The organism is Lachnoclostridium sp. An131 (genome assembly GCF_002160825.1).
Taxonomy (GTDB): Bacteria; Bacillota; Clostridia; order Lachnospirales; family Lachnospiraceae; genus Laedolimicola.
The window spans coordinates 26,439-52,075 of the sequence record NZ_NFLI01000008.1 but is presented as its reverse complement, the minus strand read 5'-3'; the positions used below and the strand labels follow the sequence as shown (position 1 = coordinate 52,075).

Here is a 25,637-nt window from a genome sequence, read left to right as displayed (position 1 = left end):
CAATTGGTAGAGAGAAAAAGCACAATACCTGCGGCCCGTTGCCAGCAGGAATAAACAGCCGCCCGGCGGCAGTGGGAGGAAAATATGAAAAAGAGAATGTTAAGCTTATTACTGTGTGGCTGTCTTGCAGCATCTGTGCTGGCAGGATGCGGTTCTTCCGGAGATGAGGTCGTGACGAATACGGATGCCCAGGATGCGGCTGAGGATGCAGAGGCAGACGCTGAGGACACTGCGGAAGCGGACACGGCAGAGGACACCTCTGACGCCGCCAGCGATATGGAATATGTGCTGGAAAAAGGAACGCTGGTAGTTGGAATTACAAATTTCGAGCCCATGGATTACATGGATGAGAGCGGTGAATGGGTTGGCTTTGACGCAGACCTGGCGAATGCGTTCGCTGAGAGCCTGGGTGTTGAGGCCGAGTTTGTTGAGATCGAGTGGGACAGCAAGATTCTGGAGCTGGACAGCAATGCCATCGACTGCGTATGGAACGGCATGACCCTGACAGACGAGGTGACGAGCTCCATGGAATGCACAGACGCATACCTGCACAATGCGCAGGTAGTTGTAGTGCCCGCTGATGTAGCTGAGGATTATCAGGATGTGGAAAGCCTTTCCGATCTGACCTTTGCCGTAGAGGCAGGCAGCGCGGGTGAGGCAGAGGTAAGCGCTCTTGGTCTTTCTTATACGCCGGTTTCCGCTCAGTCGGACGCTCTTCTTGAGGTGGCTTCCGGAACCTCTGACGCGGCAGTCATCGATCTTCTGATGGCGGCAGCTATGATTGGCGAGGGAACAGGCTATGAAAACCTTACCTATACCGTAAGCCTGAACAACGAGGAGTATGGCGTGGGCTTCCGTCAGGGATCCGACCTGGCAGCAGTTCTGAATGATTTCTTCGCAGCTGCATACGAGGATGGAACCATGCAGGCGACAGCAGAGAAATACGGCGTGCAGGCAGCTCTGATTGGAGCTGACGCTGCGGCTTCCGATACGGCAGAGGAGTAACTGGGCAGCATGGAACTGATAATGGAACAGATGCCGATAGTCATTCGTTCTCTGAACAGCGGCTTTCTGCAGACATTAAAATTGTTTTTCGTGACGCTTGTGGGCGCTGTGCCGCTGGGACTGGTGATAGCCTTCGGTTCCATGTCACGGTTCAAGCCTTTGAGCTGGCTGACCAAATTGATCGTCTGGATCATACGCGGTACGCCGCTTATGATCCAGCTTATGATTGTGTTCTATTTCCCGGGCCTGGTATTTCACAATCAGATCTGGAGAGGAACGGCAGGCCGTTTTGCGGCTGCAGCAGCAGCGTTTATCATCAATTACGCCTGTTATTTCTCGGTTATTTACCGGGGCGGCATTCAGGGAGTTCCGGCGGGCCAGGAGGAGGCCGGCCTGGTGCTTGGCATGACGAAGAGACAGATTTTCTTCAAGGTCAAGCTGCTTCAGATGATTAAGCGCATTGTTCCGCCTATGTCCAATGAGATCATCACTCTAGTCAAGGATACCTCTCTTGCCAACACGATTGCGCTGCAGGAGATTATCTGGGCCGGAGAATCCTTTGTGAAGGGCTCTCAGGGAATTTCGGGTGCAATCTGGCCGCTGTTCTTTACGGCTGTCTACTATCTGATTTTCAATGGCGTGCTCACGGTTCTTCTTGGACGCCTGGAGCGGAAGCTGGAATATTTCAGGTAAGGAGGCGCAAAAAGCAATGGCGATTCTGGAAGTAGAGCATATCAGTAAAAATTTTGAAGATACAGAGGTTTTAAAGGATATCGGCTTCTCGCTGGAGAAGGGAGAGGTGCTGTCGATCATCGGTTCCTCAGGAAGCGGAAAGACGACATTCTTACGCTGCCTGAACTTTCTGGAGCAGCCGGATACGGGCGTGATCCGTGTGAACGGCGAGGTTTTGTTTGACGCATCGGTACGCCAGACGCAGCAGGAGGCGGAGATTCGGAAAAAAAGGCTTCACTTCGGCCTGGTTTTTCAGTCCTTTAACCTGTTTCCGCAATATACGGCCCTGGGCAATGTGATGCTGGCCCGGGAGCTTCTGGCAAAGGAGCAGCCGGACTACAAGGCGCGGAAAAAAGAGATTCACCAGCAGATTGAGGAGGAAGCGAAAGCGCTTCTGGTTCAGATGGGGCTGGGGGACCGGATGGAAAATTATCCCCATCAGCTCTCCGGCGGACAGTGCCAGCGCGTGGCTATCGCCCGGGCTCTTGCCCTGAAGCCGGATATCCTCTGCTTTGACGAGCCGACCTCGGCCCTTGATCCGGAGCTGACCGGTGAGGTTCTGAAGGTCATCAAGGAGCTGGCGGATAAAAAGATGACGATGATCATCGTGACGCATGAGATGGCCTTTGCCCATGATGTTGCCAGCAAGGTGATTTTCATGGACGACGGGATGATCCTGGAGCAGGGAACGCCCCAGGAGGTCTTTGAAAATACCCGCGAAGAGAGGACAAAGCAGTTCCTGGCGCGGTATACAAACGGATAAGAAAAAAAGAAAGACGCTGTGCGGGCGGGGGAAACCTGTCTGCACGGCTTTTTTAATTTCTGGTTGAAATCCCGGACATTTAATACTAAAATAGAAAAGATTCAGCAGCGGAAAGGAGACAGGCCATGGAAGCGCAGAAAACAAGGATTTTTCATAAGGATCCCCTTATCATTCTCACAGGCCCTACGGCTGTGGGAAAGACAAAGCTTTCCATCGCTCTTGCGAAGGCTGTGGGCGGAGAAATTATTTCAGCAGATTCCATGCAGGTCTACCGCCGCATGGATATCGGCTCTGCAAAGGTGAGGCCGGAGGAGATGGAAGGCGTTCCCCATTATCTGATTAATGTACTGGATCCGGCGGAGGAGTTTCATGTGGTCCGCTTTCAGCAGATGGCGAAGGAAGCGCTTCGGAGAATCCGGGAGAACGGTCATATCCCCATAGTCGTGGGTGGAACCGGGTTTTATATTCAGGCGCTCCTTTATGATATTGACTTTACAGAGAATGAAGCGCAGACTGGCATACGTAAGGAGCTGGAGGAGCTGGCGGTCCGGGAGGGGCCAGAGGGCCTTCACGCATTACTTGCGGCAGCCGATCCGAAGGCAGCGGAGGAGATCCATGCCCACAATGTCAAGCGGGTGATAAGGGCGCTGGAGTTCTACCGTCTGACAGGAAAACGGATTTCTGAACACAATGAGGAACAAAGAGGCAAGGAATCGCCTTATCTTTTTGCGTATTTTGTACTGAATGAAGAGAGAGAGCGGCTTTATGAACGGATTGACGCCCGTGTGGATCAGATGATGAAGGAAGGGCTTCTTGAGGAAGTGGAAGCGCTGAAAGAGGAAGGGCTTTGCCGCGGCATGGTTTCCATGCAGGGGCTTGGCTATAAGGAGCTGCTGGGCTTTCTGGACGGAGAGTATTCCCTGGAGGAAGCAGTGAGGATTCTGAAGCGGGACACCCGGCATTTTGCAAAGCGCCAGCTGACCTGGTTCCGGCGAGAGCGGGATGTAATCTGGCTGGACAAGCAGAGATTTGCATATGACGACGCGGCTGTTTTGGAATACATGCTGGAAATATTGAGAGAAAAAGAAATTATTTTTTGAAATCAGAGAGAAGCGGAGGAAAAGAAGATGGAGGGACAGGCAGTGCAGACAGAGGAGATGTACCGGGAGCTGGGCATCCGGAAAGAAGTATATGAATTTGGACAGGCGATAGAGAAAAAGCTGAAGGAGAGATTTGAAGCGATAGACGAGACAGCGGAATATAATCAGCTGAAGGTCGTGGGCGCCATGCAGAAGGCCAGGGTGGAGGCTGCCTGCTTTGCGGCCACCAGCGGCTATGGCTATAATGATCTGGGCCGGGAAAAGCTGGAAGAGGTCTACGCGGCGGCCTTTCACGCAGAGGCGGCTTTGGTGCGCCCGCAGATAGCCTGCGGGACCCATGCGCTGGCGGTGGCCCTGTCGGGAAACCTGCGTCCGGGAGACGAGCTGCTCTCTCCGGTGGGCAAGCCCTACGACACGCTGGAGGAGGTCATCGGAATCCGTCCCTCCAACGGCTCCCTTGCAGAGTATGGCGTTTCCTACCGCCAGGCAGAGCTGAAGGAAGACGGCAGCTTTGATTATCCGGCTATCGAGGCTGCGCTGAATGAAAGAACGAGGCTGGTGACGATTCAGCGCTCCAAAGGGTATCAGACACGGCCGACGTTTTCGGTAAAGCAGATCGGAGAGCTGATTGCCTTTATAAAAGAGAAAAGGCCGGATGTGATCTGCATGGTAGATAACTGCTACGGTGAGTTCGTGGAGCGGATCGAGCCCACAGATGTAGGAGCAGATCTCTGCGTAGGCTCTCTTATCAAAAATCCGGGGGGCGGCCTGGCTCCCATAGGCGGTTATATTGTGGGAAAAGAAAGGTATGTGGAAAATGCGGCTTACCGCCTGACCTCGCCAGGCCTTGGCAAAGAGGTAGGCGCGTCCCTGGGCGTGATGCAGAGCTTTTACCAGGGATTTTTCCTGGCGCCTACTGTGACGGCGGCGGCCTTAAAGGGGGCTGTCTTTGCGGCGAATATCTATGAGAGTCTGGGCTTTCCTGTGATTCCAAATGGTACAGAGAGCCGTCATGATATCATCCAGGCTGTAACCTTCGGAAAACCGGAAGGGGTAATTGCCTTCTGCCAGGGAATTCAGGCGGCAGCCCCGGTAGACAGCTATGTGACGCCGGAGCCCTGGGCGATGCCGGGCTATGACAGCGACGTGATTATGGCAGCAGGGGCCTTTGTGCAGGGCTCTTCTATTGAGCTTTCGGCAGACGGACCGATTAAGCCGCCGTACGCCGTATATTTTCAGGGAGGTCTGACCTGGCCTCATGCGAAATTTGGAATCCTGATGTCTCTGCAGAAGCTTGCGGACGCAGGACTGGTACAGCTGTCATGAAGAGGGTACTTGTAATTGGAGGCGGAGCCTCAGGTCTTATGGCAGCCATAGCCGCCGCTGAGCAGGGCGCAAAGGTCACGCTTCTGGAGCGGAACCGGCAGGTGGGGAAAAAGCTTTTAGTCACAGGAAACGGCCGCTGCAATCTGACAAATCTTGATCAGGAGCTGTCGCATTACCGGGGCGGGGAACCGGGCTTTGCAGCTGCAGTGCTGCGGGAATTCAGTCTTCCGGAGACCTGGTACTTCTTTGAGAGGCTTGGCATCTGTATAAGAAACAGAAACGGTTATCTCTATCCCTACAGTGATCAGGCGTCCTCTGTAGCGGATGTGCTGCGTATGGAGGCGGAGCATCTGGGGGTGAAGCTGGCTCTGGGCAACCAGGTGCTGGAGCTTAGAGCTGTCGGAGAAATGGAAGGGAATAGCAGGACAGAGCGTTCTTCCGGCACGGTACAAAATTCCATGCCGCGGTTTGAAGCCCGTACGGAGAGCTGGACCTATGAGGGCGACGCCTGCGTCCTGGCGGCGGGCTCTGCCGCCGCCCCGGCCACAGGCTCGGACGGCAGCGGCTATGCGCTGGCAAAGAGCCTGGGACACCGGATCATAAAGCCGCTGCCGGCTCTGGTGGCGCTTCGCTGCCGGGAGCGCTTTTTTGAGCGCCTGGCAGGTCTTCGCATGGAGGCTTCCGTGCGGATCCTGGCAGACGGAAAAGAGCTGGCAAGAGACTGGGGAGAGGTACAGTTTACGAAGACCGGAATTTCCGGAATCCCGGTCTTTCAGGTGAGCCGCTATGCGGTACGTGCCCTCGACGAGGGCAGGAGGGTAGAGGCCAGACTGAATCTCCTTCCGCAGCTTGAAGGCGAAGCTTCTCCGATAGAGGGAAGCGCGGGAAAGCCCCGGGCCGCCGAGTGCGGCCCGGGCCTGGAGTACTTCTTTCAGAAGCGTCTGCAAAGCGGCGGATACAAAACCGGGGAGCAGTTTTTGACAGGGCTGTTTCCCGGGAAGATGAGCCTCTGTCTTCTGGAGCGTGCCGGAATCCCAAAGGGGAAGAGAGCGGCAGACTGGAGCAGGGAAGAGCTTCAGGGGCTTTTGCGGCTGATTCGGGATTTCCGGACGGAGATTACGGCAGGCGGAAGCTTTGAGCAGGCGCAGGTCTGCTCGGGCGGGGTGGACACGGCCCAGATTTGTCCGCAGACGATGGAGTCCAGGATCGTGCCAGGATTCTACCTGGCGGGTGAGGCGGTAGATATCGACGGAGCCTGCGGCGGCTACAATCTCCAGTGGGCCTGGAGCAGCGGGTATGTGGCAGGCCTCCATGCGGCTGGACAGGCTGCAACATAGCAGTAAAAGCTGACGGATGGAAAGAAAGGAGGAAGCTATGCTTCGGATCAGTCAAATGAAGCTTCCGGTGACACACACGGAGGCAGAGCTAAGGAAGCAGGCAGCCCGGGAGCTGCGGGTACCTGAGGAGCATATCCGGAATCTGCGCATCAGCCGGAAATCCATCGACGCGAGAAAAAAGCCGGTGATGTATGTCTATACGGTGGAGGTAGAGCTTGCGGAAGAAAAAAAGCTGATGAAGAGGCTGCGGAACCGGAACGTATCCCTGGTTCAGCCGAAAGCCTATGAATTTCCTCCGTCCGGAGGAGAACTGCTTTCCAGCCGTCCTGTGATCGTGGGAACGGGGCCGGCAGGACTTTTCTGTGGCCTGATGCTTGCGAGGGCTGGCTACAGGCCGCTGCTTCTGGAACGGGGTGAGACTGCCCGGAAGAGGAAAAAGACGGTGGACCGCTTCTGGGCGACCGGAGAGCTGGCGGCTGACTCCAATGTACAGTTTGGAGAGGGAGGAGCCGGCACCTTTTCAGATGGCAAGCTGAATACGCTGGTAAAGGATCCGAAGGGAAGGGGACGCCTGGTTCTTGAGACCTTTGTGCAGGCGGGGGCTCCGGAAGAGATTCTTTACTGGAACAAGCCCCATCTGGGGACAGATGTGCTGATTGGAGTCGTGGAGCGGATCCGGGAAGAAATCATTTCCCTCGGAGGAGAGGTACGCTTTGGCGCCAGGATGACAGACCTTCATGTAGAGCAGGGAGCCGTCCGGGGAATCTATGTCAGGACGAAGGGCTTGTCCGAAGGGGCGTCCGGGGCTTTTAAGGAGCAGGAGGAATTCCTTCCCTGCAGTGTCCTGGTTCTGGCCATCGGGCACAGCGCCAGGGATACCTTTGCGATGCTGGCGGAGAAGGGAATCCCTATGGAACAGAAGGCGTTCGCGGTGGGCGTGAGGGTGGAGCATCCTCAGGAGCTTATCAACGAGAGCCAGTACGGGAAGGAGTATCCGCGGGAGCTGCCTGCGGCTGCCTACAAGCTTACCCGGAAGACGGGAAGCGGCAGAGGAGTCTATTCCTTCTGCATGTGTCCGGGAGGCTGGGTCGTGGACGCCTCCTCGGAAGAGGGGCTTCTGGCGGTGAACGGCATGAGCTATCAGGCCCGGGACGGGCGCAATGCCAACAGCGCCATGATTGTGACGGTACGCCCGGAGGATTTTGGAGGAACTGACGTGCTGGCAGGCATGGAATTTCAGAGAAAGCTGGAGCGGGCAGCCTACCGGGCAGGCGGCGGGCATGTGCCGGTGCAGCTTCTGGCAGATTTTCGGAAAAACCAGAGGAGCATAAATCTGGGAGAGGTGGAGCCCTGTATCAAAGGAGCCTGGGAATTCGGCGACGTGCGGGGCATCTTCCCAAAGGAGCTCTCCATGGCTCTTGAGGAAGGAATTCTTGGCTGCGAACAGATCCTTCCGGGCTTCTCCAGGGGAGATGCGGTGCTTTCCGGCGTGGAAAGCCGGACCTCCTCTCCGGTACGCATTTTAAGGAGAGAGGACATGGAGAGTCCGGTAAAGGGGCTCTATCCCTGCGGAGAGGGAGCCGGCTATGCGGGGGGAATCACCTCGGCAGCCATGGATGGAATCAGGACAGCGGAGGCTGTCGCAGCCAGGTACCGCTGCCCCGGGATTTGACGGAGGCTGTCGAAGCCTGGCAGATCTTAAGAGAGTTTAAGGATTTCTTATCTATACAAGAAAGTTCCTTTGTGCTATGATATAATTTGATCTGATTTCCAGAGTCTTGCAGACAGGGAAGCTTATGTAAACCGAAATGCAGAGCTTTTCAGTGGAAATCAAGAAAGCCGTGAGGCTTGCGCATATTACGAAAGACGGAGGGTGACATGAGATCAAAGAACGGCTGGATACTGCTGCTCATGCTTTTGTCCGGCATTGTACTGGGAGGATTTCTCGGAATGCTGACAGAGAATGTATCAGGTCTTAGCTGGCTGAACTATGGACAGGGATTTGGCCTGGAGACGCCTATCGTCCTGGATCTGGGGCTTCTGGTTCTGACCTTTGGCCTGACGATCCGTATCTCGATAGCCAGTATTATCGGAGTAGTGCTTGCGATCATTATTTACAGAAAGCTGTAGAAAAGCGCAGCGGTTCAGTGCCTGAACTGCTGCAGAAGGGTTGTCAGAAGCAGAGGATCCGCTGCCTGGAGAGCAGAAAAGGAGGAGCTGTGAAGACAACGATGAAGGATTTATACAAAGAGGAGCGTCCTTATGAGAAGTGCCTGGCCTGCGGGCCGGAAGCGCTGTCTGACACGGAGCTTCTGGCCGTGATTTTACGGACCGGAACCGCCGGAGAGACGGTCTGCCAGCTGGCGGGACGTATCTTAAGCCTTCCGGACTATGAGGGGCTTCAGGGGCTCTGCAGGATTCCGGCGGAACGCCTGATGGAGTTCAAAGGCGTAGGAAAGGTCAAGGCTGTCCAGCTGAAGTGCCTGGCAGAGCTGGCAGCGCGCATGGCAAAGGCGTCTGCAGGCGAGAGGCTTTGCTTTGATACGCCGGCGACGATCGCCGATTATTTTATGGAAGAGCTTCGGCACAAGGAACAGGAGCATCTGATCGCGCTGTTTCTGAACACGAAAAACAAGCTTCTCCGGGAAAAGCTGATGTTTAAGGGGACTGTGAATGCCTCCATCATATCGCCAAGGGAGATCTTTCTCGAAGCGCTGGAGGTGCATGCTGTGCAGCTGGTTCTGGTACACAACCATCCGAGCGGCGATCCTGCGCCCAGCCTGGAGGATATCCGGGTCACGAAACGGATCAGCAAGGGAGGAGAGCTTCTGGGGATCCAGCTTTTGGATCATGTGATTATCGGCGATCGGTGTTATAGCTCTTTGAGAGAACGGGGAATACTGTCTGATATGGGGTGACTTCCGCATCTGCAGGCGGTAGCAGCCGGTTGATATTTGAATTTAAGGAACAGAAGAAAGAGAGGGAGACGTAAAATGTCCGCACAGAGCTTTGGCTGCGATTTTGGAACAAGCAGCATCAAGATTTACAGCAAGGAAAGCGATACCATTTATTGTGAGAAGAATATGGTAGCGATAGAAGAAAAGAAGGGAATGATCGCCTACGGGGACGAGGCCTTTGATATGCATGAGAAGGCCCCGGCCAATATCGAGGTTCTCTACCCCATGTCCTTTGGCACGGTGGCGAGCATTACCTATATGCAGCAGTTCCTGCGGGCCTTCCTGGAGGAGCGCACGAAGGGCAGCCTGAAGGGAGCGGAATTTATCGTAGCCCTGCCGACCGATGTACAGGAGCGTGATTTTACTATCCTGATCAAGGGAACGGGAATCAAGACAAGGAATGTAGAGCTGATAGATAAGCCGGTAGCGGCAGGCCTTGGCCTTGGCCTGGACGTCAGAGAGGCTCAGGGCGTGATGCTGGTGGATGTGGGAGCCGATACGACGGAGATCTCCATTCTTTCCCTCGGCGGAACCGTGACCAGCAAGCTCATTAAGAATGGAGGAAATAAGATCGACGAAGCCATCTCCAGCGCGATCCGCCGGGAGTATGGATATTTTATCGGGAACAAGACGGCTGAGATCCTGAAAAATGAGCTGGGCTACCAGCCGGGCGACGTCTCGACAAAGCGTGAGATCTGCGGACGCAACATGGCTCTTGGCCTTCCGGCCCTTTTGGAGATCACGGCTGATTTTGTGGCAAACGCCATCGAAGAGCAGCTGAAGTCTATCGTGGATGCCATCAAGATGATCCTGGAGCGCACGCCGCCCGAGCTTGGCGTAGATATCATCCGGAACGGTATTTTCCTGACCGGCGGAGTAGCAAACCTGAAAGGGCTGGACAGCCTGATTGCCGACGCTACCAATATTAAGGTGAATCTGGTGGATAAACCGGAGGAGTGTGTGGCGAGAGGCCTGGAGCGTGTGATTAAGGAGAAGGAATTCCGCAGCCTGACCTTTATCACAAAGGAGCAGGATTATAAATAATTTAGGTGAGATATGAAGAAAAAAAATCGTTTTTCGGTGCCGTCAAAATACATATTTGCGGCTCTGGCGCTTCTGTGCGTGGGGATGATGTTCGCGTCCTACTCCACAGGCTTTGCGGGCGAAACCCTGGGAAGAATTTCCGGCTATCTTTTTGTGCCCTTTGAAAGAGGGATCAATTTCGTGGGCGGCTGGGCCCGTGATAAGGCGGACAGCCTGGAGGATCTGGCGGACGCCCAGGCTAGAAATGAGGAGCTTCAGGCTCAGGTGGACGAGCTTACGCTGGAGAACAGCCGGCTGATGCAGAACCAGTACCGGCTGGAGGAGCTGGAGGAGCTTTACGCGCTGGATCAGACCTACAGCGAGTATAATAAGGTGGCTGCCAACATCATTGCCAGCGATGCGGGAAACTGGTTCAATACCTTTGTCATTGACAAGGGCTCTGCGGACGGCATCGCGGTGGACATGAATGTAATTGCGGGAAGCGGGCTTGTGGGCATCGTCACAAGAGTCGGGGATAATTGGGCGCAGGTCCGCTCTATCATTGATGATATGAGCAATGTAAGTGCGCAGGTTCTCTCCACCTCGGATCTCTGCTTTGTAAAGGGAGATCTGCAGCTGATGGAGTCGGGGCTGATCCAGCTTTCGCAGCTGCGCGATCCGGAGGGAGAGGCTTCGATAGGAGATACGGTGGTGACCTCTCATGTGAGTGACAAATACCATTCGGGAATTCTCATCGGCTACATCAACGAGCTGACGCTGGATTCTAACAATCTGACCCGCTCGGGAACGCTGACTCCGGCTGTGGATTTCGAGCATCTCCACTCCGTGCTGGTTATCACGGATTTGAAGCAGACCATAGAGGAGGAATAGACGGGAGTGAAAGGGATAAGACGTAAAGCGGTCATAGCGCTTTTGATTATCATATGCTTTATCTTGCAGTGCACCGTATTTCAGGCGCTGTCCCTGGCGGGAATTTCTCCAAATCTCCTTTTGATTGTCACTACCTCTCTGGGCTTTATGCGGGGAGAGAAGGAAGGAATGGCAGTCGGCTTTTTCTGCGGACTTCTGGCAGATATTTTCTTTGGCAGCCTGTTTGGATTCTATGCACTTTTGTATATGTTCCTGGGATACGGAAGCGGCCTGTTTCACATGATGTTTTACGACGAGGATATCAAGCTGCCGATGATCTGGATAGCGCTGTCGGAGCTGGTCTATGGCCTGAGCGTATATTTTTTCATGTTTCTTCTGCGAAGCAGGTTTGATTTTGGCTTTTATTTTGCACATATTATTCTCCCGGAGCTGGTTTACACGGTGGTTGTGACTCTGGTGATGTACCGGCTGATCCGGCGCCTGAACAGAATGCTGGAGCGGTGGGAGGAGCCGCCCTCGGAATATTCCGCGTTATCCGGAAAACCGGGCGGCACAGACAAGCATACGGAGGACTTTGAGTGAAACTGTTCAGAGAAATCAGAGACATTCTGTGGAATATCATAAAATCACGGACCTTTATTCTGAGTGCTGTTTTTATTCTGCTTTTTGGAATTCTTCTGCAGCGGGTCTTTTATCTGCAGATTGTAAAGGGCGCGGAATATCAGGAGTCTTTTTCTCTGCGTACGGAGAGAGAGGTATCGCTGGCCAGCACAAGAGGAAATATTTATGACAGAAATGGGGAGGTCCTGGCTTACAGTGAGCTGTCTTATTCGGTAACGATTCTGGACAACGGAAGCTATCCAGATACAAGGACAAAAAATGCGCAGCTCAATGAGACAATCTATAAGCTGATTAAGCTGATCGAGAAAAATGGGGACAGCGTGGTCAGCGATCTGGGCATTGTTCTTCAGAATGGAAGCTATGAATATTCTCTGTCGGGCACGTCGCTGATGCGTTTAAAGGCTGACGTTTATGGAGAGACTTCTATAAACAATCTGGATGCCAGCCAGGAGCTGGCTACTGCGGATGAGCTCATGGAATATATGTGCAGCGACGAGCGCTACGATATCAAGTCTTCCTATACGGAGGAGGAAAAGGAAAGGTACGGGATCTCTGTAGACGGCTATACGCCGGAGGAGCAGCTGCAGATCGCCACGATCCGGTTTGGAATCTCGGCAAACAGCTATAAGCGGTACGTGGCTACGACAGTGGCGACAGACGTCTCGGAGGAGACGGTTGCGGCCGTGCTTGAAAATCAGAATGAGCTGCAGGGAGCGGATATTGAGCAGAGCAGCCGGCGCGTCTATACGGACAGCATCTATTTTGCTCCGTTGATTGGCTACATTGGGAAGGCTTCCCAGGATGAGCTGGACAGCCTGCAGGAGGAGAATCCGGATTACGAGCTCAATGACATCGTGGGCAAGGCCGGAATCGAGCAGTATATGGAGACTGAGCTCCAGGGAACCAAAGGATATGAGAAAATGTACGTGGACAGTGTGGGCCGCGTGCTCGAGGTGACGGAGCAGCAGGATCCGGAGCCGGGAAATGATGTATATCTGACCATCGACAAGGATCTTCAGATTGCGGCTTATCAGATCCTGGAGCAGAAAATTGCGGGAATTCTGGTGTCAAAGATCCAGAATACCAAAGAGTATATTCAGGGAAATGACAGCGCTTCGGAAATCATGATTCCGATCTATGATGTATATTATGCGCTGATTGACAATTATATTATTGACATTACGCATTTTTCCGAGGATGACGCTACGGAGCTTGAGAAAAGCGTATACCAGAGATTCTTAAGCAAGCGGGAGCAGGCGGTAGCCGAGATTATGGCAGAGCTGAACAATGAAAACGCGGCAGCCTATCAGAATCTCTCCCAGGAAATGAAGAACTATATGAGCTATATTGTGTCTGATGTTCTGATGGGAGACAACCAGGTGCTTATGAGCGACGCGGTGGACACCTCCGATGAGACCTATATCGCCTGGACGACAGACGAGGTGATCAGTCTGCGCGAATACCTGCAGTATGCGATCTCCATGAACTGGATCGATGTGACCAAGATATCCGGAGACGATCCGTACCTGGATTCCCAGGAAATCTATCAGCTGGTCCTGGAATATATCCAGTCTGCTCTGATGGAGGATATGGAATTCGGCAAGATGCTTTACAAGTACATGCTGCTGGATGATCAGATGACCGGAAGAGAGGTCTGCCTTCTGCTGTATGACCAGGGAGTTCTGGAATATGACGAGGCGACAGTGGCCAGCCTGCAGTCAGGGTCTTTAAGCGCCTATAATTTTATGCTTGATAAGATCTCGAATCTGGAGATTACGCCGGCTCAGCTGGCTCTGGAGCCCTGCAGCGGCGGAATTATCGTGGTGGATGTAAATACGGGGGATACGCTGGCCTGCGTCACCTATCCCAGCTATGACAACAACCGCCTGACGAACGTGATGGATTCAGAGTATTACAACAGCCTGCGCCGGGATCTTTCCTCGCCCTTTGTCAACCGTGTGACGCAGGAAAATCTGGCGCCTGGTTCTACCTTTAAGCCGATTGTGGCGATTGCAGGCCTGGAGGAGGGCGTGATCACGCCGTCTACGGTCATCTATGGCGCAGGTCAGTTTACAGAGATTACGCCGTCGCCTACCTGCTGGATTTTCAACCAGTATGGAGGAGTTCACGGAAATGAAACGCTGCTGACGGCTATCCGCGATTCCTGCAACTATTATTTTTATGAGGTGGGCTACCGCCTGGCAGGAGGACGCACTGCAGGCGGCTACAACGTAGAGAAGGGCCTGGCGGTTCTTGAAAAATATGCGAGAATGTTCGGACTGGGAGAGAAATCCGGCCTGGAGATTTCCGAGTATGACCCTCAGATTTCCGATGAGGACGCAGTGCGTTCTGCTATCGGCCAGGGTACGAACGCGTTTTCCCTGTCTCATATCGGGCGTTATGTAGCAGCTCTGGCAAACCGGGGAAGCGTTTATAACCTGACGCTGCTTGACCGGGTGGAATCGGCAGACGGAGAGACGGTGGAGAGCTTTGAGCCTGAACTCTATAATCAGGTGGAGATTGCGGACAGCAGCTGGGACGCGGTGCAGGAAGGAATGAAGCTGGTGGCGGACGACACCACCTCCCTGAATGCCCTGAGCGAGTATGGCCTGGATGTGGCAGGAAAAACAGGTACGGCCCAGCAGAGCAGAAGCCATCCGAACCACGCGCTGTTTGTAAGCTATGCGCCGGCGGATGATCCGGAGATTGCGGTGGCTGTACGTATCGCCAATGGATATACTTCTGCAAACGCGGCGGAGGCTGCGGCAGATTTGTATAAATATTATTATAATCTTGTGGATGAGGAAGAGATCCTGACAGGAACTGCCAGCGGATCCTCAGGACAGAATATTGCAGATTAGGAGTGAAGAGGGATGTCGAATCAGTCGGTTGTCATAAAGAGCAATAAGCATGGACTGATTGTCGTTTTGGATGAAAAGACAGATTGGGAGACTCTGAAGAAGGATGTGGCTGAGAAATTCCGTACCTCGGCCAAATTCTTCGGGGACGCTCAGATGGCTCTGTGCTTTCAGGGAAGAGGCCTGTCTTTTGAAGAAGAGCTGGAGCTTTCCGATATTATATCAGCGAACTGCCAGATACAGGTGATGTGCATCGCAGATCAGAATGAGGCTGTGGAGCAGGCAATGAAGCAGGCGCTGGAGAGGCAGCAGGGAGAGGGCGGAGAACTGATGAATCTTCAGGATGGACGCTTTTACAAGGGGACCCTGCGATCCGGTCAGGTGCTGGAGTCTGAGACCAGCATCGTCATTCTGGGAGATGTGAACCCCGGCGCCAGAGTGGTGTCCAAAGGGAATGTAATCGTGCTGGGGACTCTGAAGGGAAATGTCTATGTGGGAGCCTCGGGAAATGAATCCGCCTTTGTGGCTGCGCTGGCGATGGATCCCATGCAGATCCGGATCGGCGATGTGATTGCAAGAAGCTCTGACAGCCGGCCTGTCCGGAATGTCCGCAGAAAGAAGGCGGATGACACGCCGAAAATTGCGTTTGTGGAGGAAGGAAATATTTATATAGAGCCTATCACAAAAGAGGTATTGAATGATATTAATTTATAGAAAAGGGTTTGGAGGAAAAAGCTATGAGTGAAGTGATTGTGATTACATCCGGGAAAGGCGGCGTGGGAAAGACGACCTCCACGGCGAACATCGGTACGGGCCTTGCAAAGCTCGGAAAAAGCGTCGTAATGATCGATACGGATATCGGACTTCGGAATCTGGATGTGGTGATGGGATTGGAAAACCGGATTGTCTACAATCTGGTTGACGTGGTAGAAGGAAACTGCCGTATGAAGCAGGCCCTGATCAAGGACAAGCGGTATTCCAACCTTTGTCTGCTGCCATCCGCGCAGACCAGAGATAAGACGGCTGTAAACCCCGAGCAGATGAAGAAGCTGATCGAAGAGCTGCGCCCGGAGTTTGATTACATACTGCTGGACTGCCCGGCAGGCATTGAGCAGGGCTTTAAAAATGCCATTGCCGCTGCTGACAGAGCCCTGATCGTCACGACGCCGGAGGTGTCGGCTATCCGTGACGCGGATCGTATTATCGGTCTGCTGGAGGCCAATGACATTCATCAAATCAACCTGATTGTAAACCGCCTGCGCATGGATATGGTAAAGCGCGGCGATATGATGTCCATTGAAGATGTGATTGACATTCTCGCCATCGATCTGATCGGCGCTGTGCCGGATGACGAGCACATTGTCATCGCTACAAACCAGGGAGAGCCTCTGGCAGGAGATTCTTCCCTGGCCGGAACCGCCTATATGAATATCTGTAAGCGGATTCTGGGTGAAGAAGTACCCCTGATGAATCTGGAAGCCAATAACGGCTTCTTTGCGAAGATTGCAAAGCTGTTTAAATAAGCGAAGGGGGAAATAATTATGGCTTTGATGGATTTTTTCCGGAAAAAGAGTTCCGGTGACGTGGCGAAGGACCGCCTGAAGCTGCTTCTGATCTCCGACCGGGCAAACTGCTCCCCCGAGGTCATGGAGCTGATTAAAAATGATATTATCAAGGTTATCTCAAAATATATGGAAATTGACTGTGATCATCTGGACATCCAGATCACGCAGACAGAGTCAGACGGCTCAAATGGCCGTGTACCCGCTCTGTGCGCCAATATTCCGATTAAGGATTTAAAGCATTCTTCGGAAAGGAGATAAAGAGATAGCCGGCGGGAAGAATAGAGGAGAATTATGTTAAGACAGTATCGGTTGAGGGATTACAGGTTCCGGCTTGTGTGTTATGTGTTTGCGATTACAATCATAGGAATTCTGGTCATAGGGAGCGCGGAAAAGTCTGTTCAGGATCAGCAGATTTTCGGGATGGTCCTTGGAACGGTGGCAATGGTTGTCATTTCGCTGATCGATTACAACTGGGTTCTGAAGTTTTACTGGCTGATCTATGCATTCAACCTGCTGCTGCTCCTTTTGGTGGAGACGCCCCTGGGAGATGGGGCCAACGGCGCGGTTCGGTGGCTGAACCTGGGGGGCTTCCGTTTTCAGCCCTCGGAGCTGTGTAAGCTCTGTCTGATTCTGTTTTTTGCGAAATTTTTTGAAAAATACAAGGATATCCTGAACACCTGGAAGATTCTCGGACTGTCAGCCCTGTTGTTTGGCCTTCCGGCCTTTCTTGTGGTAAACCAGCCAGACTTGTCTACAACGATCTCACTGTGCGTGATTTTTGTGACAGTGATTTTTGCGGCGGGCTTAAGCTGGAAGCTGATCGGAGGGGCGCTCGTTGTAGGAATTCCTGCAGTCGTGGTTTTCATCAGCCTGATAATGCAGCCTGACCAGACGATTGTGGAGGATTACCAGCGGCGGCGTATCCTGGCATGGCTGAACCCGGCCGTGTATGCGGACGAGGCTTATCAGCAGCAGAATTCGATTACCGCTATCGGATCGGGCCAGCTGGTGGGAAAGGGGCTGAATAACAACCTGGTTACCTCTGTGAAAAACGGCAGCTTTATCGCGGAGCCGCAGACGGATTTTATCTTTGCGGTGGCAGGGGAGGAGCTTGGATTTATCGGCTGCGCAACAATTATTTTACTATTGGCGCTGATTGTGTTAGAATGTATACAGATAGGCAGACGCTCCAGAGAGTTTTCGGGGACCCTGATCTGTTGTGGGGTTGCAGGTTATATCGGGTTTCAGAGCTTTGTCAATATCTGCGTGGCCACAGGGCTGATGCCCAATACGGGAATTCCGCTGCCCTTTGTCAGCTATGGAATGACTTCCCTGGTGACGCTTTTCATGTCAATCGGTTTTGTCCTGAATGTCGGCCTGCAGCCGAAAAAATATTAACTTGGGGGTGTTCATGTGAACATTGGACTAATCGCACACGACGCAAAGAAAAAACTGATGCAGAATTTCTGCATCGCTTACAGGGGGATCCTCTGCAAACATAATCTGTACGCGACCGGCACAACCGGACGGCTGATTGCTGAGGTGACAAATCTGAATGTACACAAGTACCTGGCCGGCCATCTGGGGGGCGAGCAGCAGCTGGCTGCGCAGATCGAGCACAATCAGATGGACTTGGTAATATTCCTGCGGGATCCGCAGAATCCGAAAAGTCATGAGCCTGACGTAAACAATGTGGTGCGGCTCTGTGATACCTACAATATTCCTCTGGCGACAAACCTGGCTACGGCGGAGCTTTTGATAAAAGCCCTGGATCGCGGCGATATGGAATGGAGAGAATTGTATAATTAGTCTAAAGCCGGGAAATAACAGTTGAGTTTTTTGGGCATATAGACTATAATATGGTTATCTGATAGGACGGCGGCGTCCGGGGGACGCTGCCTCAAAAATATACAGGACCCAAGGAGGACATGGCTATGGTACAATTGATTGTAGGAAGTAAAGGGGACGGAAAGACAAAGCATCTGCTGGACAGAGTAAACAGCCAGATTAAGACAGCGTCAGGAAATATCGTATATCTTGACAAGAGCACAAAGCATATGCATGAGCTGGACAATAAGGTACGGCTTATCAACGTAAAGGATTACCCCTTAAAAAACAGCGATGAATTTATCGGATTTATCTGTGGAATTATTTCCCAGGATTACGATTTGGAGCAGATGTATATAGACAGCTTTCTGAAGGTGGCGAACCTGGAGGGAGCGGATCTGACGGATTCCCTGACCCAGCTGAATCAGATCAGCGAGCAGTTTAAAGTCAATTTCTGTCTCAGTATTTCCGTGGAGGAGAAGGACCTGCCTGAATTTGCAAAAGAGCAGGTGATTATTTCCTGCTAAATTGTACATAACGGGGGCTGCCGCAAAAGAGAAGGCTTTGCGGCAGCCTTATCATTACACCGGAAAATTTGTCGGTTTTTCCGGGGATACCGAAATAACAGCGTAAAAACTGCGTATGGAGGAGTTGAGCCAGTGGCGGACGGAAGAAAAAAGAATAAAAAAATTGTCAGATACAGACGCCCGTTCAACATTGGCGTTGTATTTTTTGGATTTATCGCGGTGTATCTGATAGTCTGTGTCTATCTGTATTTTACTTCCGATCACATATCCGGTTACGAGGTGATTAAAGGAAATCTGGCCGCAGATTATCATTATACAGGAGTAGCTCTCCGCACTGAGCAGGTATATAGCGCGGAGAAGGCCGGGTATATCAATTATTATGCGGCGGAGGGAGAAAAGGTATCGGTGCTGTCCACAGTCTACACGGTGGACGAGAGCGGAAGAATGTCTGAGCTTCTGGAGGAGAGCGCCGGGGAGATAAGCCTGGGCGAGGAGGATTACAGCGAGATACGCTCCAGCATCAGCTCGTATCAGAGCAATTATTCGGATATGAATTTTGCGGAGGTATATGATTTTAAGGCGAACGTAGATTCTGCGATTCTGGATCTGGTGAATCAGAATATGATTGAGCAGCTGGACAGTGCGTCGGAAGACGCAGGAGAGCTGTTCACCAGATATAACGCAGCTACGGCGGGAGTCGTGGAATATTACATAGACGGACTGGAGGACGCTACATCAGAGTCTATTGATCCGGCCTGGTTTGACGAAGACGGGTACGAGCGTCAGGATCTGCGCACGGCGGATCTGGTGAGTGAGGGAGATCCGGTGTACAAGCTGGTGACGGAAGAGGACTGGCAGCTGGTATTCCCTCTGGATCAGGAGATGGAGAGCTATATTCTGGACGAGATGGAGGCTAACCAGACGACAGCCGACGACGGAACGGTGACGCAGAATACGACTTATATACAGATCCGTTTTGATAAGGATGACGAGATTGTCTGGCCTTCTGTAACCGTACAGTATGTGGACGGCCAGGCCTATGGGGTACTCACTTTTGTGAATTCCATGATCCGGTATGCCGGAGACCGGTATCTGGATTTTGAGATCCTCCGGGATGAGACGGTAGGCCTGAAGATACCCCAGTCGGCTGTGACAGAGAAGGATTTCTTCGTTATTGACGTTTCTTATATCACCAAGTCTGAGGACAAAACCGGTTTCATGAAAAAGACGGTATCGGAGGATGGTACAGAGTCGATGGAATTTGTAGATTCCACGATCTACTACCAGGACGACCAGTATGCTTATGTGAATCCGGAGGAGGAGGATTTCAGCACCTCCACGAAGCTTCTGGAAAGCGGAGACCTGCTGGTAAAAGAAGATTCTGCGGAATATTACCAGGTGGGCCAGACAGAGAAGCTGAAGGGCGTTTACAATATAAACAAGGGATATACGATCTTCCGTATCATTCAGGTTCTGTATGAGAATGAAGAGTACTGTATTGTAGAGGAAGGAACCAGCTACGGCCTGTCTGTCTACGACCATATTGTGCTGAATGCCAACACTGTCACAGAGGATCAGGTGATCTATTAGGAGGAGTATGAAAAAATGGTAGTTGAGAATCTTGCAAGGGTGGAAGAAAAAATCTGCGCGGCCTGTGAAAGAGCAGGGCGGAAGCGGGAAGAGGTGACGCTGATTGCAGTCAGCAAGACGAAGCCGGTGTCTATGATAGAGGAGCTGCTTCCGGGTGGAACGAGAGATTTCGGAGAGAATAAGGTGCAGGAGCTCTGCGGGAAATATGAACAGCTCCCGAAGGATATCCGCTGGCACCTGATTGGCCATCTGCAGCGGAACAAGGTCAAATATGTGGTGGACAAGGTCTGCCTGATCCATTCGGTGGACAGTCTGCGCCTGGCAGAGACCATCAGCGCGGAGGGCCTCAAAAAGGGGATCGCGGTTCCGGTACTGATAGAGGTCAATATTGCAGGGGAAGAGAGCAAGTTCGGCGTGAAGCCGGAAGAGGCAGAGGGCCTGATCCGGGAGATCGCAAAGCTGCCGTCGATCGCTGTCAAAGGACTGATGACGATTGCCCCTTATGTGGAAAATGCGGAGGATAACCGCGTACATTTTGCCAATTTAAAGAAATTATGTGTTGACATAAAAAACAAAAACATTGATAATGTATCTATGAATATTTTGTCCATGGGAATGACTGGAGATTATGAGGTCGCTATTGAGGAAGGCGCGACGATGATCCGCGTTGGGACAGGAATTTTCGGAAAACGAGACTATACTATATAAAAGATAGATTGGAGATTTGCATATGAGTGTAATCGATAAATTTCTGGATGTCATGAAGCTCGGAGGAGACGAGTACGACGACGAGTACGATGATTACGATGACGATTATGATGACTATGACGATGAGAAGCCTCGAAAGAAAATCTTCAAGAGGAGAAGAGATGAGGACGAGGACGACTATGAGGAGGAAACCCCGGCAAAAGCGAAGCCCCAGAAGGTGACTCCGATCCGGCAGGCCTCCAGAAAGCAGGGCAGCGGAATGGAAGTATGCGTGATTAAACCAAACAGTTTTGAGGATTCCCAGGAGGTTACCGAGACGCTTCTCAGCAACCGTACGGTTGTATTGAATTTTGAAGGGCTGGACGTGGATGTGGCTCAGAGGATTATTGATTTCACATCCGGCTCCTGCTTTGCCATTGGCGGAAAGCTTCGTAAGGTAACCGCATCTATCTTTATCGTCACGCCGAAGAACGTGGATATTTCCGGTGATCTGCAGGACATTTTAAGCGGCGCCATCGATATTCCGTCGGTGTACAGTAAGTTCTAGCAGCCATGACGAAGGAAGAGCAGCAGCTGGAAAAGCGGTTTCTGGAGCTGGGAGAGCTGGCGTATCAGAGAGGGACCGCTGTATATTCCGATTTTCTGAATTTGAATGAACTGAATATTTTTCAGGAGACCCGGCCGAAGCTTTCTTACCTTGTCACAGAGAGCTTTGGCGGATATGAATTAGCGGAGCGTCAGATCGCGGTATTCCGGCCTGAGGCTCCCCTGTTTTGTACAGAACCGCCGATCTCCTGTCTTAAGCTTGCTCCTCTTCAGGAAAAGTTTGCGGAGGAGCTCACACACAGAGATTACCTGGGAGCTGTGCTGAATCTGGGACTGGACAGAAGCTGCCTCGGTGATATTCTTGTGGAGGAGAAGCAGGCGTATCTGTTCTGTCTGACGCGCATGGCGTCCTTCATCTGCGACAATCTGACCAGGGTAAGGCATACGACAGTGTCTGTTGTTCCTGTAGAAGCAGAAAATTTTCATTATGAGCCAAAATATAAAGAAATTACGGGTACTGTGGCCTCGGTACGTCTGGACCGGCTTCTTTCTCTGGCGTTTGGAGCCTCCAGAAGCAGCCTGACCGGGCTGATTGAGGGCGGCCGGGTCTTTGTGAACGGGAAGCTTGTCACATCCAACGGATATCAGCCCCGGGAAGGAGATCTGGTGTCTGTGCGCGGAATGGGGCGCTTTCGGTTTCAGGGAGGCGGCGGACAATCAAAAAAGGGGCGGGAGTATGTGACACTCCTGCGCTATATTTGAGGAAGGATGAAAACTCGTATGGAAAAAGAGGGACAGACTCTTCCGGTTCGGAGAGACGGAGCGTTCTGCTATTCGATCCGGCTGGAGGAGGATTTTGAAAAGCTTTCCGAATGTGTGTCGGAGCTTTCCGTAAAAGGCAGAAGGGTCTGTATTGTGACAGACAGCCATGTGGGCCCGCTTTATGCGGACGAGGTCCGAAGAAGGCTGTCAGAAGCGTTTAGAACCGTAACGGTCTATACGATCGAAGCGGGAGAAAAATATAAGACGCTGGATACTGTGCGCGGGCTTTATGAGCATCTGATTCTGGAGCACTTTGATCGGAAGGATATGCTGGCAGCTCTGGGCGGCGGCGTCATCGGCGATCTGACCGGCTTTGCCGCGGCGACGTATCTGCGGGGAATCGGCTTTATCCAGATTCCTACTACACTGTTGTCCCAGGTGGACAGCAGCATCGGCGGCAAGACAGGGGTGGATTTTGACAGCTATAAAAACATGGTCGGAGCCTTTCACATGCCACGGCTGGTATATATGAATCTTTCTGTGCTGAAGACTCTTCCCGAGCGGCAGTTCACATCAGGGATGGCGGAGATTCTGAAGCATGGGCTGATAAAAAATGCGGAATATTTTCAGTGGCTGATCGATCACCGGCAGGAGATTCTGGAAAGAAGGATGAATGCACTGATGCCGATGATCCTGGAAAGCTGCCGGATCAAGCGGGATGTCGTGGAGAAGGATCCTACAGAGCAGGGAGAAAGAGCGCTCCTGAATTTCGGACATACGATAGGGCATGCCGTAGAGAAGCTGAAGGACTTTCAGATGTATCACGGGGAATGCGTAGCCGCAGGCTGTGCGGCGGCGGCCTACCTTTCCTGGAAGCGGGGCCTTTTGGACGAGGCGGCGGTCTTAAGGATTTGTGAAGCGCTGAAAAGCTTTTCCCTTCCTGTGAAGGTGAGCGGCATTGACCCTGCGCAGGTGCTCCGCACTACAAAGTCAGACAAGAAGATGGATGCGGGCAGCATCCGGTTTATTCTGCTCAGGCAGACAGGAGACGCTTTTGTGGATCAGTCGGTGACAGAGGAAGAGCTCCTGGACGCGATAAATTGGATTACAGAGGATTGATACGATGACAAGACAGAAATACAATCTGATTGGAATTCTGGCGGCGATCGTTCTGATTGCCCTGGATCAGTGGACGAAGCATCTGGCGGTACTGCGTTTGAAGGGACAGAGCCCCATTGTTCTTTGGGATGGAGTCTTTGAGCTTCATTACCTGGAGAACAGGGGGGCAGCCTTTGGCATCCTTCAGGGACAGAAGGCCGTCTTTCTGGTATGTACGCTCCTTATCCTTATCCTGATTGTTTTTTTCTACAACCGTCTCCCGGCGGGAAAAAGATTTTTTATGATGCGGCTGGTGGCGGTTTTCCTGGCAGCAGGAGCTGTCGGGAATCTCATCGACCGGATGCGCTATTCCTACGTAGTGGATTTTCTGTATTTTAAGCTGATTGATTTCCCGGTATTCAACGTGGCGGACTGCTATGTGACGGTGGGAGCGGTGCTGCTGGCTGTTCTGATCCTTTTCGTATATAAGGAAGAGGAGCTGGGATTTTTAAGCCTGAAGAGGCAGGGTGGGAAAAAAGATGCCTGAGATTTCGGAACGGATAGAGACGCAGGTCTATGAAGTGGATACGGCAGGAGCAGGCCGGCGTCTGGATCAATATCTGTCTGAATGCGAACCGGAGCTTACCCGTTCTTATCTGCAGAAGCTGATTCGTGACGGCAGCGTACTGCTTGAGGGAAGACCGGCAAAAGCCGGAGTGAAGCTTTCGCAGGGAATGAAGATTGAGCTGACGCTCCCAGAGGCGAAGGAGCTGGAGATTCTGCCGGAGGAGCTGCCGCTTGATATTCTTTACGAGGACAGAGACGTCATTCTGGTAAATAAACCAAAGGGGATGGTTGTGCACCCTTCGGCGGGCCATCATACAGGCACGCTTGTAAATGCGCTCCTGTTTCACTGCCAGGGAGAGCTGTCCGGAATCAATGGAATTCTGCGCCCCGGCATCGTGCACCGGATAGACAGGGATACCACAGGAGTTTTGATTGCCTGCAAAAATGACCGCGCTCACAACGCGCTGGCCGGACAGCTGAAGGAGCATACGATCACCCGGCGCTACCGTGCCCTGGTCTGCGGCAATCTGAAGGAGGACGAGGGAACGGTAGACGCGCCCATCGGCCGCCATCCGGTGGAACGAAAAAAAATGGCTGTCGTGCGCTCGGGAGGAAAGCAGGCGGTCACCCATTACCGGGTCCTGGAACGCTTTGGAGCTTACACCTATATCGAATGCCGGCTGGAGACAGGACGCACGCACCAGATCCGTGTCCACATGGCCAGCATCGGGCATCCGCTTCTCGGGGACGAGGTCTACGGCCGCGGAAAAAATCCCTTCCATCTGGAGGGACAGACGCTCCATGCGATGGTTCTTGGCTTTGTACATCCCTCCACAGGCGAATATATGGAGTTTGAGGCTCCGCTCCCGGAATATTTCGAGGAGCTTTTAAGAAAGCTTCGAAGGACTGTGTGAGAGCACGGTACAGGGAGCAGTTGTTTTCTGAGTCGAAAAATTATGAACTGGAAAGAGAGAATGCGTCATGAAAAAGGACCGTGTAAAAGAAGAACGGACAAAATTTTCAGCGGATACCTCCGGCAGGAGTCCTGCAGACTGGGCCAGAGCGCTGCTTGTCCTTTTGCTTGGACTGACCATTGCCCACCTGGGCGTAACGCTTTTTCTTTTATCAGAGCTGGGGACGGATACGTTTACAGTATTTATTCAGGGACTTTCCGTATTGTCCGGCCTGACAGTCGGCACAGTCCATGTGATTGTGCTCTGTATTCTGATGGTTGTAATGCTTCTGACGACAAAGGGCTATGTAAAGCCGGGCACTGTGGTCTGTGCGTTTTGCGGCGGCCCGATTATAGATCTCTTTACCTGGCTGCTGGGCGGATATATCAGTGGAGAGTCTGTCATGGGCGTGCGGATTGTAAGCATGCTGGCCGGCTGTGTGATCCTTGCGCTGGGAATGTCCATTGTGATCAACAGCAATGCCGGTACGGGGCCCAATGATCTGGTGGCGGTCATTCTGTCGGATAAAATAGAGAGAGTAGAATTCCGCTGGATTCGTGTGGCCTGTGATTTGTTTTTTGTGGCGCTGGGTTTTCTGCTCGGTGGCACAGTCGGCGCGGGAACGATCGCGGCGGCTTTTCTTACAGGTCCTCTGGTGCAGTTCTGGCTGCCGGTTACCAGGAAATGGTTTTCGATCAGGTAGAAGGTGCAGAAAAAATCTGCTTGCCATTTCAGGCCGCCTGTGCTAGAATATAAAAGCGCTGCAGGTGACTGCAGAGAGCAAAGGGCCGGCGTGTCGGAATGGCAGACGAGGCAGACTCAAAATCTGTTGCGGGCAACCGCGTATGGGTTCAAGTCCCATCGCCGGCAGTTTTGATAAA

27 protein-coding genes and 1 tRNA gene are annotated in these 25,637 nt (G+C 52.5%); all 28 read left to right on the top strand.

Going from position 1 to position 25,637, the window contains the following annotated elements; translation table 11 throughout:
* Positions 1-84: 84 nt before the first annotated feature.
* Positions 85-1,005, top strand: coding sequence for a transporter substrate-binding domain-containing protein (locus B5E77_RS07985; RefSeq protein WP_087164842.1), 921 nt, complete (start codon positions 85-87; stop codon positions 1,003-1,005).
* A 9-nt stretch (positions 1,006-1,014) separates the two neighbouring features.
* Positions 1,015-1,698: an amino acid ABC transporter permease gene (locus B5E77_RS07980; protein WP_087164841.1), complete on the top strand. Its 684-nt coding sequence runs from the start codon at positions 1,015-1,017 to the stop codon at positions 1,696-1,698.
* Between the two features lie 16 nt (positions 1,699-1,714).
* On the top strand, positions 1,715-2,500 hold the full coding sequence (locus tag B5E77_RS07975) for an amino acid ABC transporter ATP-binding protein (protein WP_087164840.1): 786 nt from the start codon (positions 1,715-1,717) through the stop codon (positions 2,498-2,500).
* Between the two features lie 125 nt (positions 2,501-2,625).
* Complete coding sequence (miaA, locus tag B5E77_RS07970; protein WP_087164839.1) at positions 2,626-3,600, top strand: tRNA (adenosine(37)-N6)-dimethylallyltransferase MiaA; 975 nt, start codon at positions 2,626-2,628, stop codon at positions 3,598-3,600.
* A gap of 27 nt (positions 3,601-3,627) precedes the next feature.
* Complete coding sequence (locus tag B5E77_RS07965; protein ID WP_087164838.1) at positions 3,628-4,926, top strand: methionine gamma-lyase family protein; 1,299 nt, start codon at positions 3,628-3,630, stop codon at positions 4,924-4,926.
* The gene (locus tag B5E77_RS07960) at positions 4,830-6,263 is read left to right on the top strand and encodes an aminoacetone oxidase family FAD-binding enzyme (RefSeq protein ID WP_330394651.1); all 1,434 of its coding nucleotides are present in this window, start codon (positions 4,830-4,832) and stop codon (positions 6,261-6,263) included. Before B5E77_RS07965 ends, B5E77_RS07960 begins: the two co-directional genes overlap by 97 nt.
* Before the next feature lie 37 nt (positions 6,264-6,300).
* Entirely contained in the window at positions 6,301-7,935 is a 1,635-nt protein-coding gene (locus B5E77_RS07955) for an NAD(P)/FAD-dependent oxidoreductase (protein WP_087164836.1), read from the top strand.
* Positions 7,936-8,141: 206 nt separating this feature from the next.
* Positions 8,142-8,393 (top strand): DUF4321 domain-containing protein, encoded by a 252-nt coding sequence (locus B5E77_RS07950; RefSeq protein WP_087164835.1) that lies wholly within the window; start codon positions 8,142-8,144, stop codon positions 8,391-8,393.
* A gap of 89 nt (positions 8,394-8,482) precedes the next feature.
* Entirely contained in the window at positions 8,483-9,181 is a 699-nt protein-coding gene (gene radC / locus B5E77_RS07945) for a RadC family protein (RefSeq protein WP_330394644.1), read from the top strand.
* Positions 9,182-9,256: 75 nt separating this feature from the next.
* Positions 9,257-10,264, top strand: a complete 1,008-nt coding sequence (locus B5E77_RS07940) for a rod shape-determining protein (RefSeq protein ID WP_087164834.1) — start codon at positions 9,257-9,259, stop codon at positions 10,262-10,264.
* Between the two features lie 12 nt (positions 10,265-10,276).
* The gene (gene mreC, locus B5E77_RS07935; RefSeq protein ID WP_087164833.1) at positions 10,277-11,134 is read left to right on the top strand and encodes a rod shape-determining protein MreC; all 858 of its coding nucleotides are present in this window, start codon (positions 10,277-10,279) and stop codon (positions 11,132-11,134) included.
* Between the two features lie 15 nt (positions 11,135-11,149).
* Entirely contained in the window at positions 11,150-11,716 is a 567-nt protein-coding gene (mreD, locus tag B5E77_RS07930; protein ID WP_087164951.1) for a rod shape-determining protein MreD, read from the top strand.
* The gene (locus tag B5E77_RS07925; protein WP_242963671.1) at positions 11,713-14,616 is read left to right on the top strand and encodes a penicillin-binding transpeptidase domain-containing protein; all 2,904 of its coding nucleotides are present in this window, start codon (positions 11,713-11,715) and stop codon (positions 14,614-14,616) included. The genes mreD and B5E77_RS07925 overlap by 4 nt, the downstream gene beginning before the upstream one ends.
* A gap of 12 nt (positions 14,617-14,628) precedes the next feature.
* Complete coding sequence (locus tag B5E77_RS07920; protein ID WP_087164832.1) at positions 14,629-15,327, top strand: septum site-determining protein MinC; 699 nt, start codon at positions 14,629-14,631, stop codon at positions 15,325-15,327.
* A gap of 23 nt (positions 15,328-15,350) precedes the next feature.
* Entirely contained in the window at positions 15,351-16,136 is a 786-nt protein-coding gene (minD, locus tag B5E77_RS07915; protein ID WP_087164831.1) for a septum site-determining protein MinD, read from the top strand.
* 18 nt (positions 16,137-16,154) lie between these two features.
* Positions 16,155-16,436, top strand: coding sequence for a cell division topological specificity factor MinE (gene minE / locus B5E77_RS07910; RefSeq protein ID WP_087164830.1), 282 nt, complete (start codon positions 16,155-16,157; stop codon positions 16,434-16,436).
* Positions 16,437-16,469: 33 nt separating this feature from the next.
* On the top strand, positions 16,470-17,576 hold the full coding sequence (locus B5E77_RS07905; RefSeq protein WP_087164829.1) for an FtsW/RodA/SpoVE family cell cycle protein: 1,107 nt from the start codon (positions 16,470-16,472) through the stop codon (positions 17,574-17,576).
* Between the two features lie 15 nt (positions 17,577-17,591).
* On the top strand, positions 17,592-17,987 hold the full coding sequence (mgsA, locus tag B5E77_RS07900) for a methylglyoxal synthase (protein ID WP_087164828.1): 396 nt from the start codon (positions 17,592-17,594) through the stop codon (positions 17,985-17,987).
* Between the two features lie 125 nt (positions 17,988-18,112).
* The gene (locus B5E77_RS07895; protein WP_087164827.1) at positions 18,113-18,532 is read left to right on the top strand and encodes a twitching motility protein PilT; all 420 of its coding nucleotides are present in this window, start codon (positions 18,113-18,115) and stop codon (positions 18,530-18,532) included.
* A gap of 132 nt (positions 18,533-18,664) precedes the next feature.
* Positions 18,665-20,122 carry an HlyD family efflux transporter periplasmic adaptor subunit gene (locus B5E77_RS07890; RefSeq protein ID WP_087164826.1) on the top strand — a complete coding sequence of 486 codons (1,458 nt, stop codon included), beginning with the start codon at positions 18,665-18,667 and terminating at the stop codon, positions 20,120-20,122.
* Positions 20,123-20,137: 15 nt separating this feature from the next.
* Positions 20,138-20,830: a YggS family pyridoxal phosphate-dependent enzyme gene (locus tag B5E77_RS07885; RefSeq protein ID WP_087164825.1), complete on the top strand. Its 693-nt coding sequence runs from the start codon at positions 20,138-20,140 to the stop codon at positions 20,828-20,830.
* Between the two features lie 22 nt (positions 20,831-20,852).
* Entirely contained in the window at positions 20,853-21,377 is a 525-nt protein-coding gene (locus B5E77_RS07880) for a cell division protein SepF (RefSeq protein WP_087164824.1), read from the top strand.
* Between the two features lie 5 nt (positions 21,378-21,382).
* Positions 21,383-22,138: a YlmH/Sll1252 family protein gene (locus B5E77_RS07875; RefSeq protein WP_087164823.1), complete on the top strand. Its 756-nt coding sequence runs from the start codon at positions 21,383-21,385 to the stop codon at positions 22,136-22,138.
* Between the two features lie 18 nt (positions 22,139-22,156).
* The gene (gene aroB, locus B5E77_RS07870) at positions 22,157-23,257 is read left to right on the top strand and encodes a 3-dehydroquinate synthase (protein WP_087164822.1); all 1,101 of its coding nucleotides are present in this window, start codon (positions 22,157-22,159) and stop codon (positions 23,255-23,257) included.
* A gap of 4 nt (positions 23,258-23,261) precedes the next feature.
* On the top strand, positions 23,262-23,783 hold the full coding sequence (gene lspA / locus B5E77_RS07865; protein ID WP_087164821.1) for a signal peptidase II: 522 nt from the start codon (positions 23,262-23,264) through the stop codon (positions 23,781-23,783).
* Positions 23,776-24,717: an RluA family pseudouridine synthase gene (locus B5E77_RS07860; RefSeq protein ID WP_087164949.1), complete on the top strand. Its 942-nt coding sequence runs from the start codon at positions 23,776-23,778 to the stop codon at positions 24,715-24,717. The genes lspA and B5E77_RS07860 overlap by 8 nt, the downstream gene beginning before the upstream one ends.
* Positions 24,718-24,784: 67 nt before the next feature.
* Positions 24,785-25,459: a YczE/YyaS/YitT family protein gene (locus tag B5E77_RS07855; RefSeq protein ID WP_087164820.1), complete on the top strand. Its 675-nt coding sequence runs from the start codon at positions 24,785-24,787 to the stop codon at positions 25,457-25,459.
* 84 nt (positions 25,460-25,543) lie between these two features.
* Positions 25,544-25,626, top strand: a tRNA-Leu gene (locus B5E77_RS07850).
* Positions 25,627-25,637 lie beyond the last annotated feature (11 nt).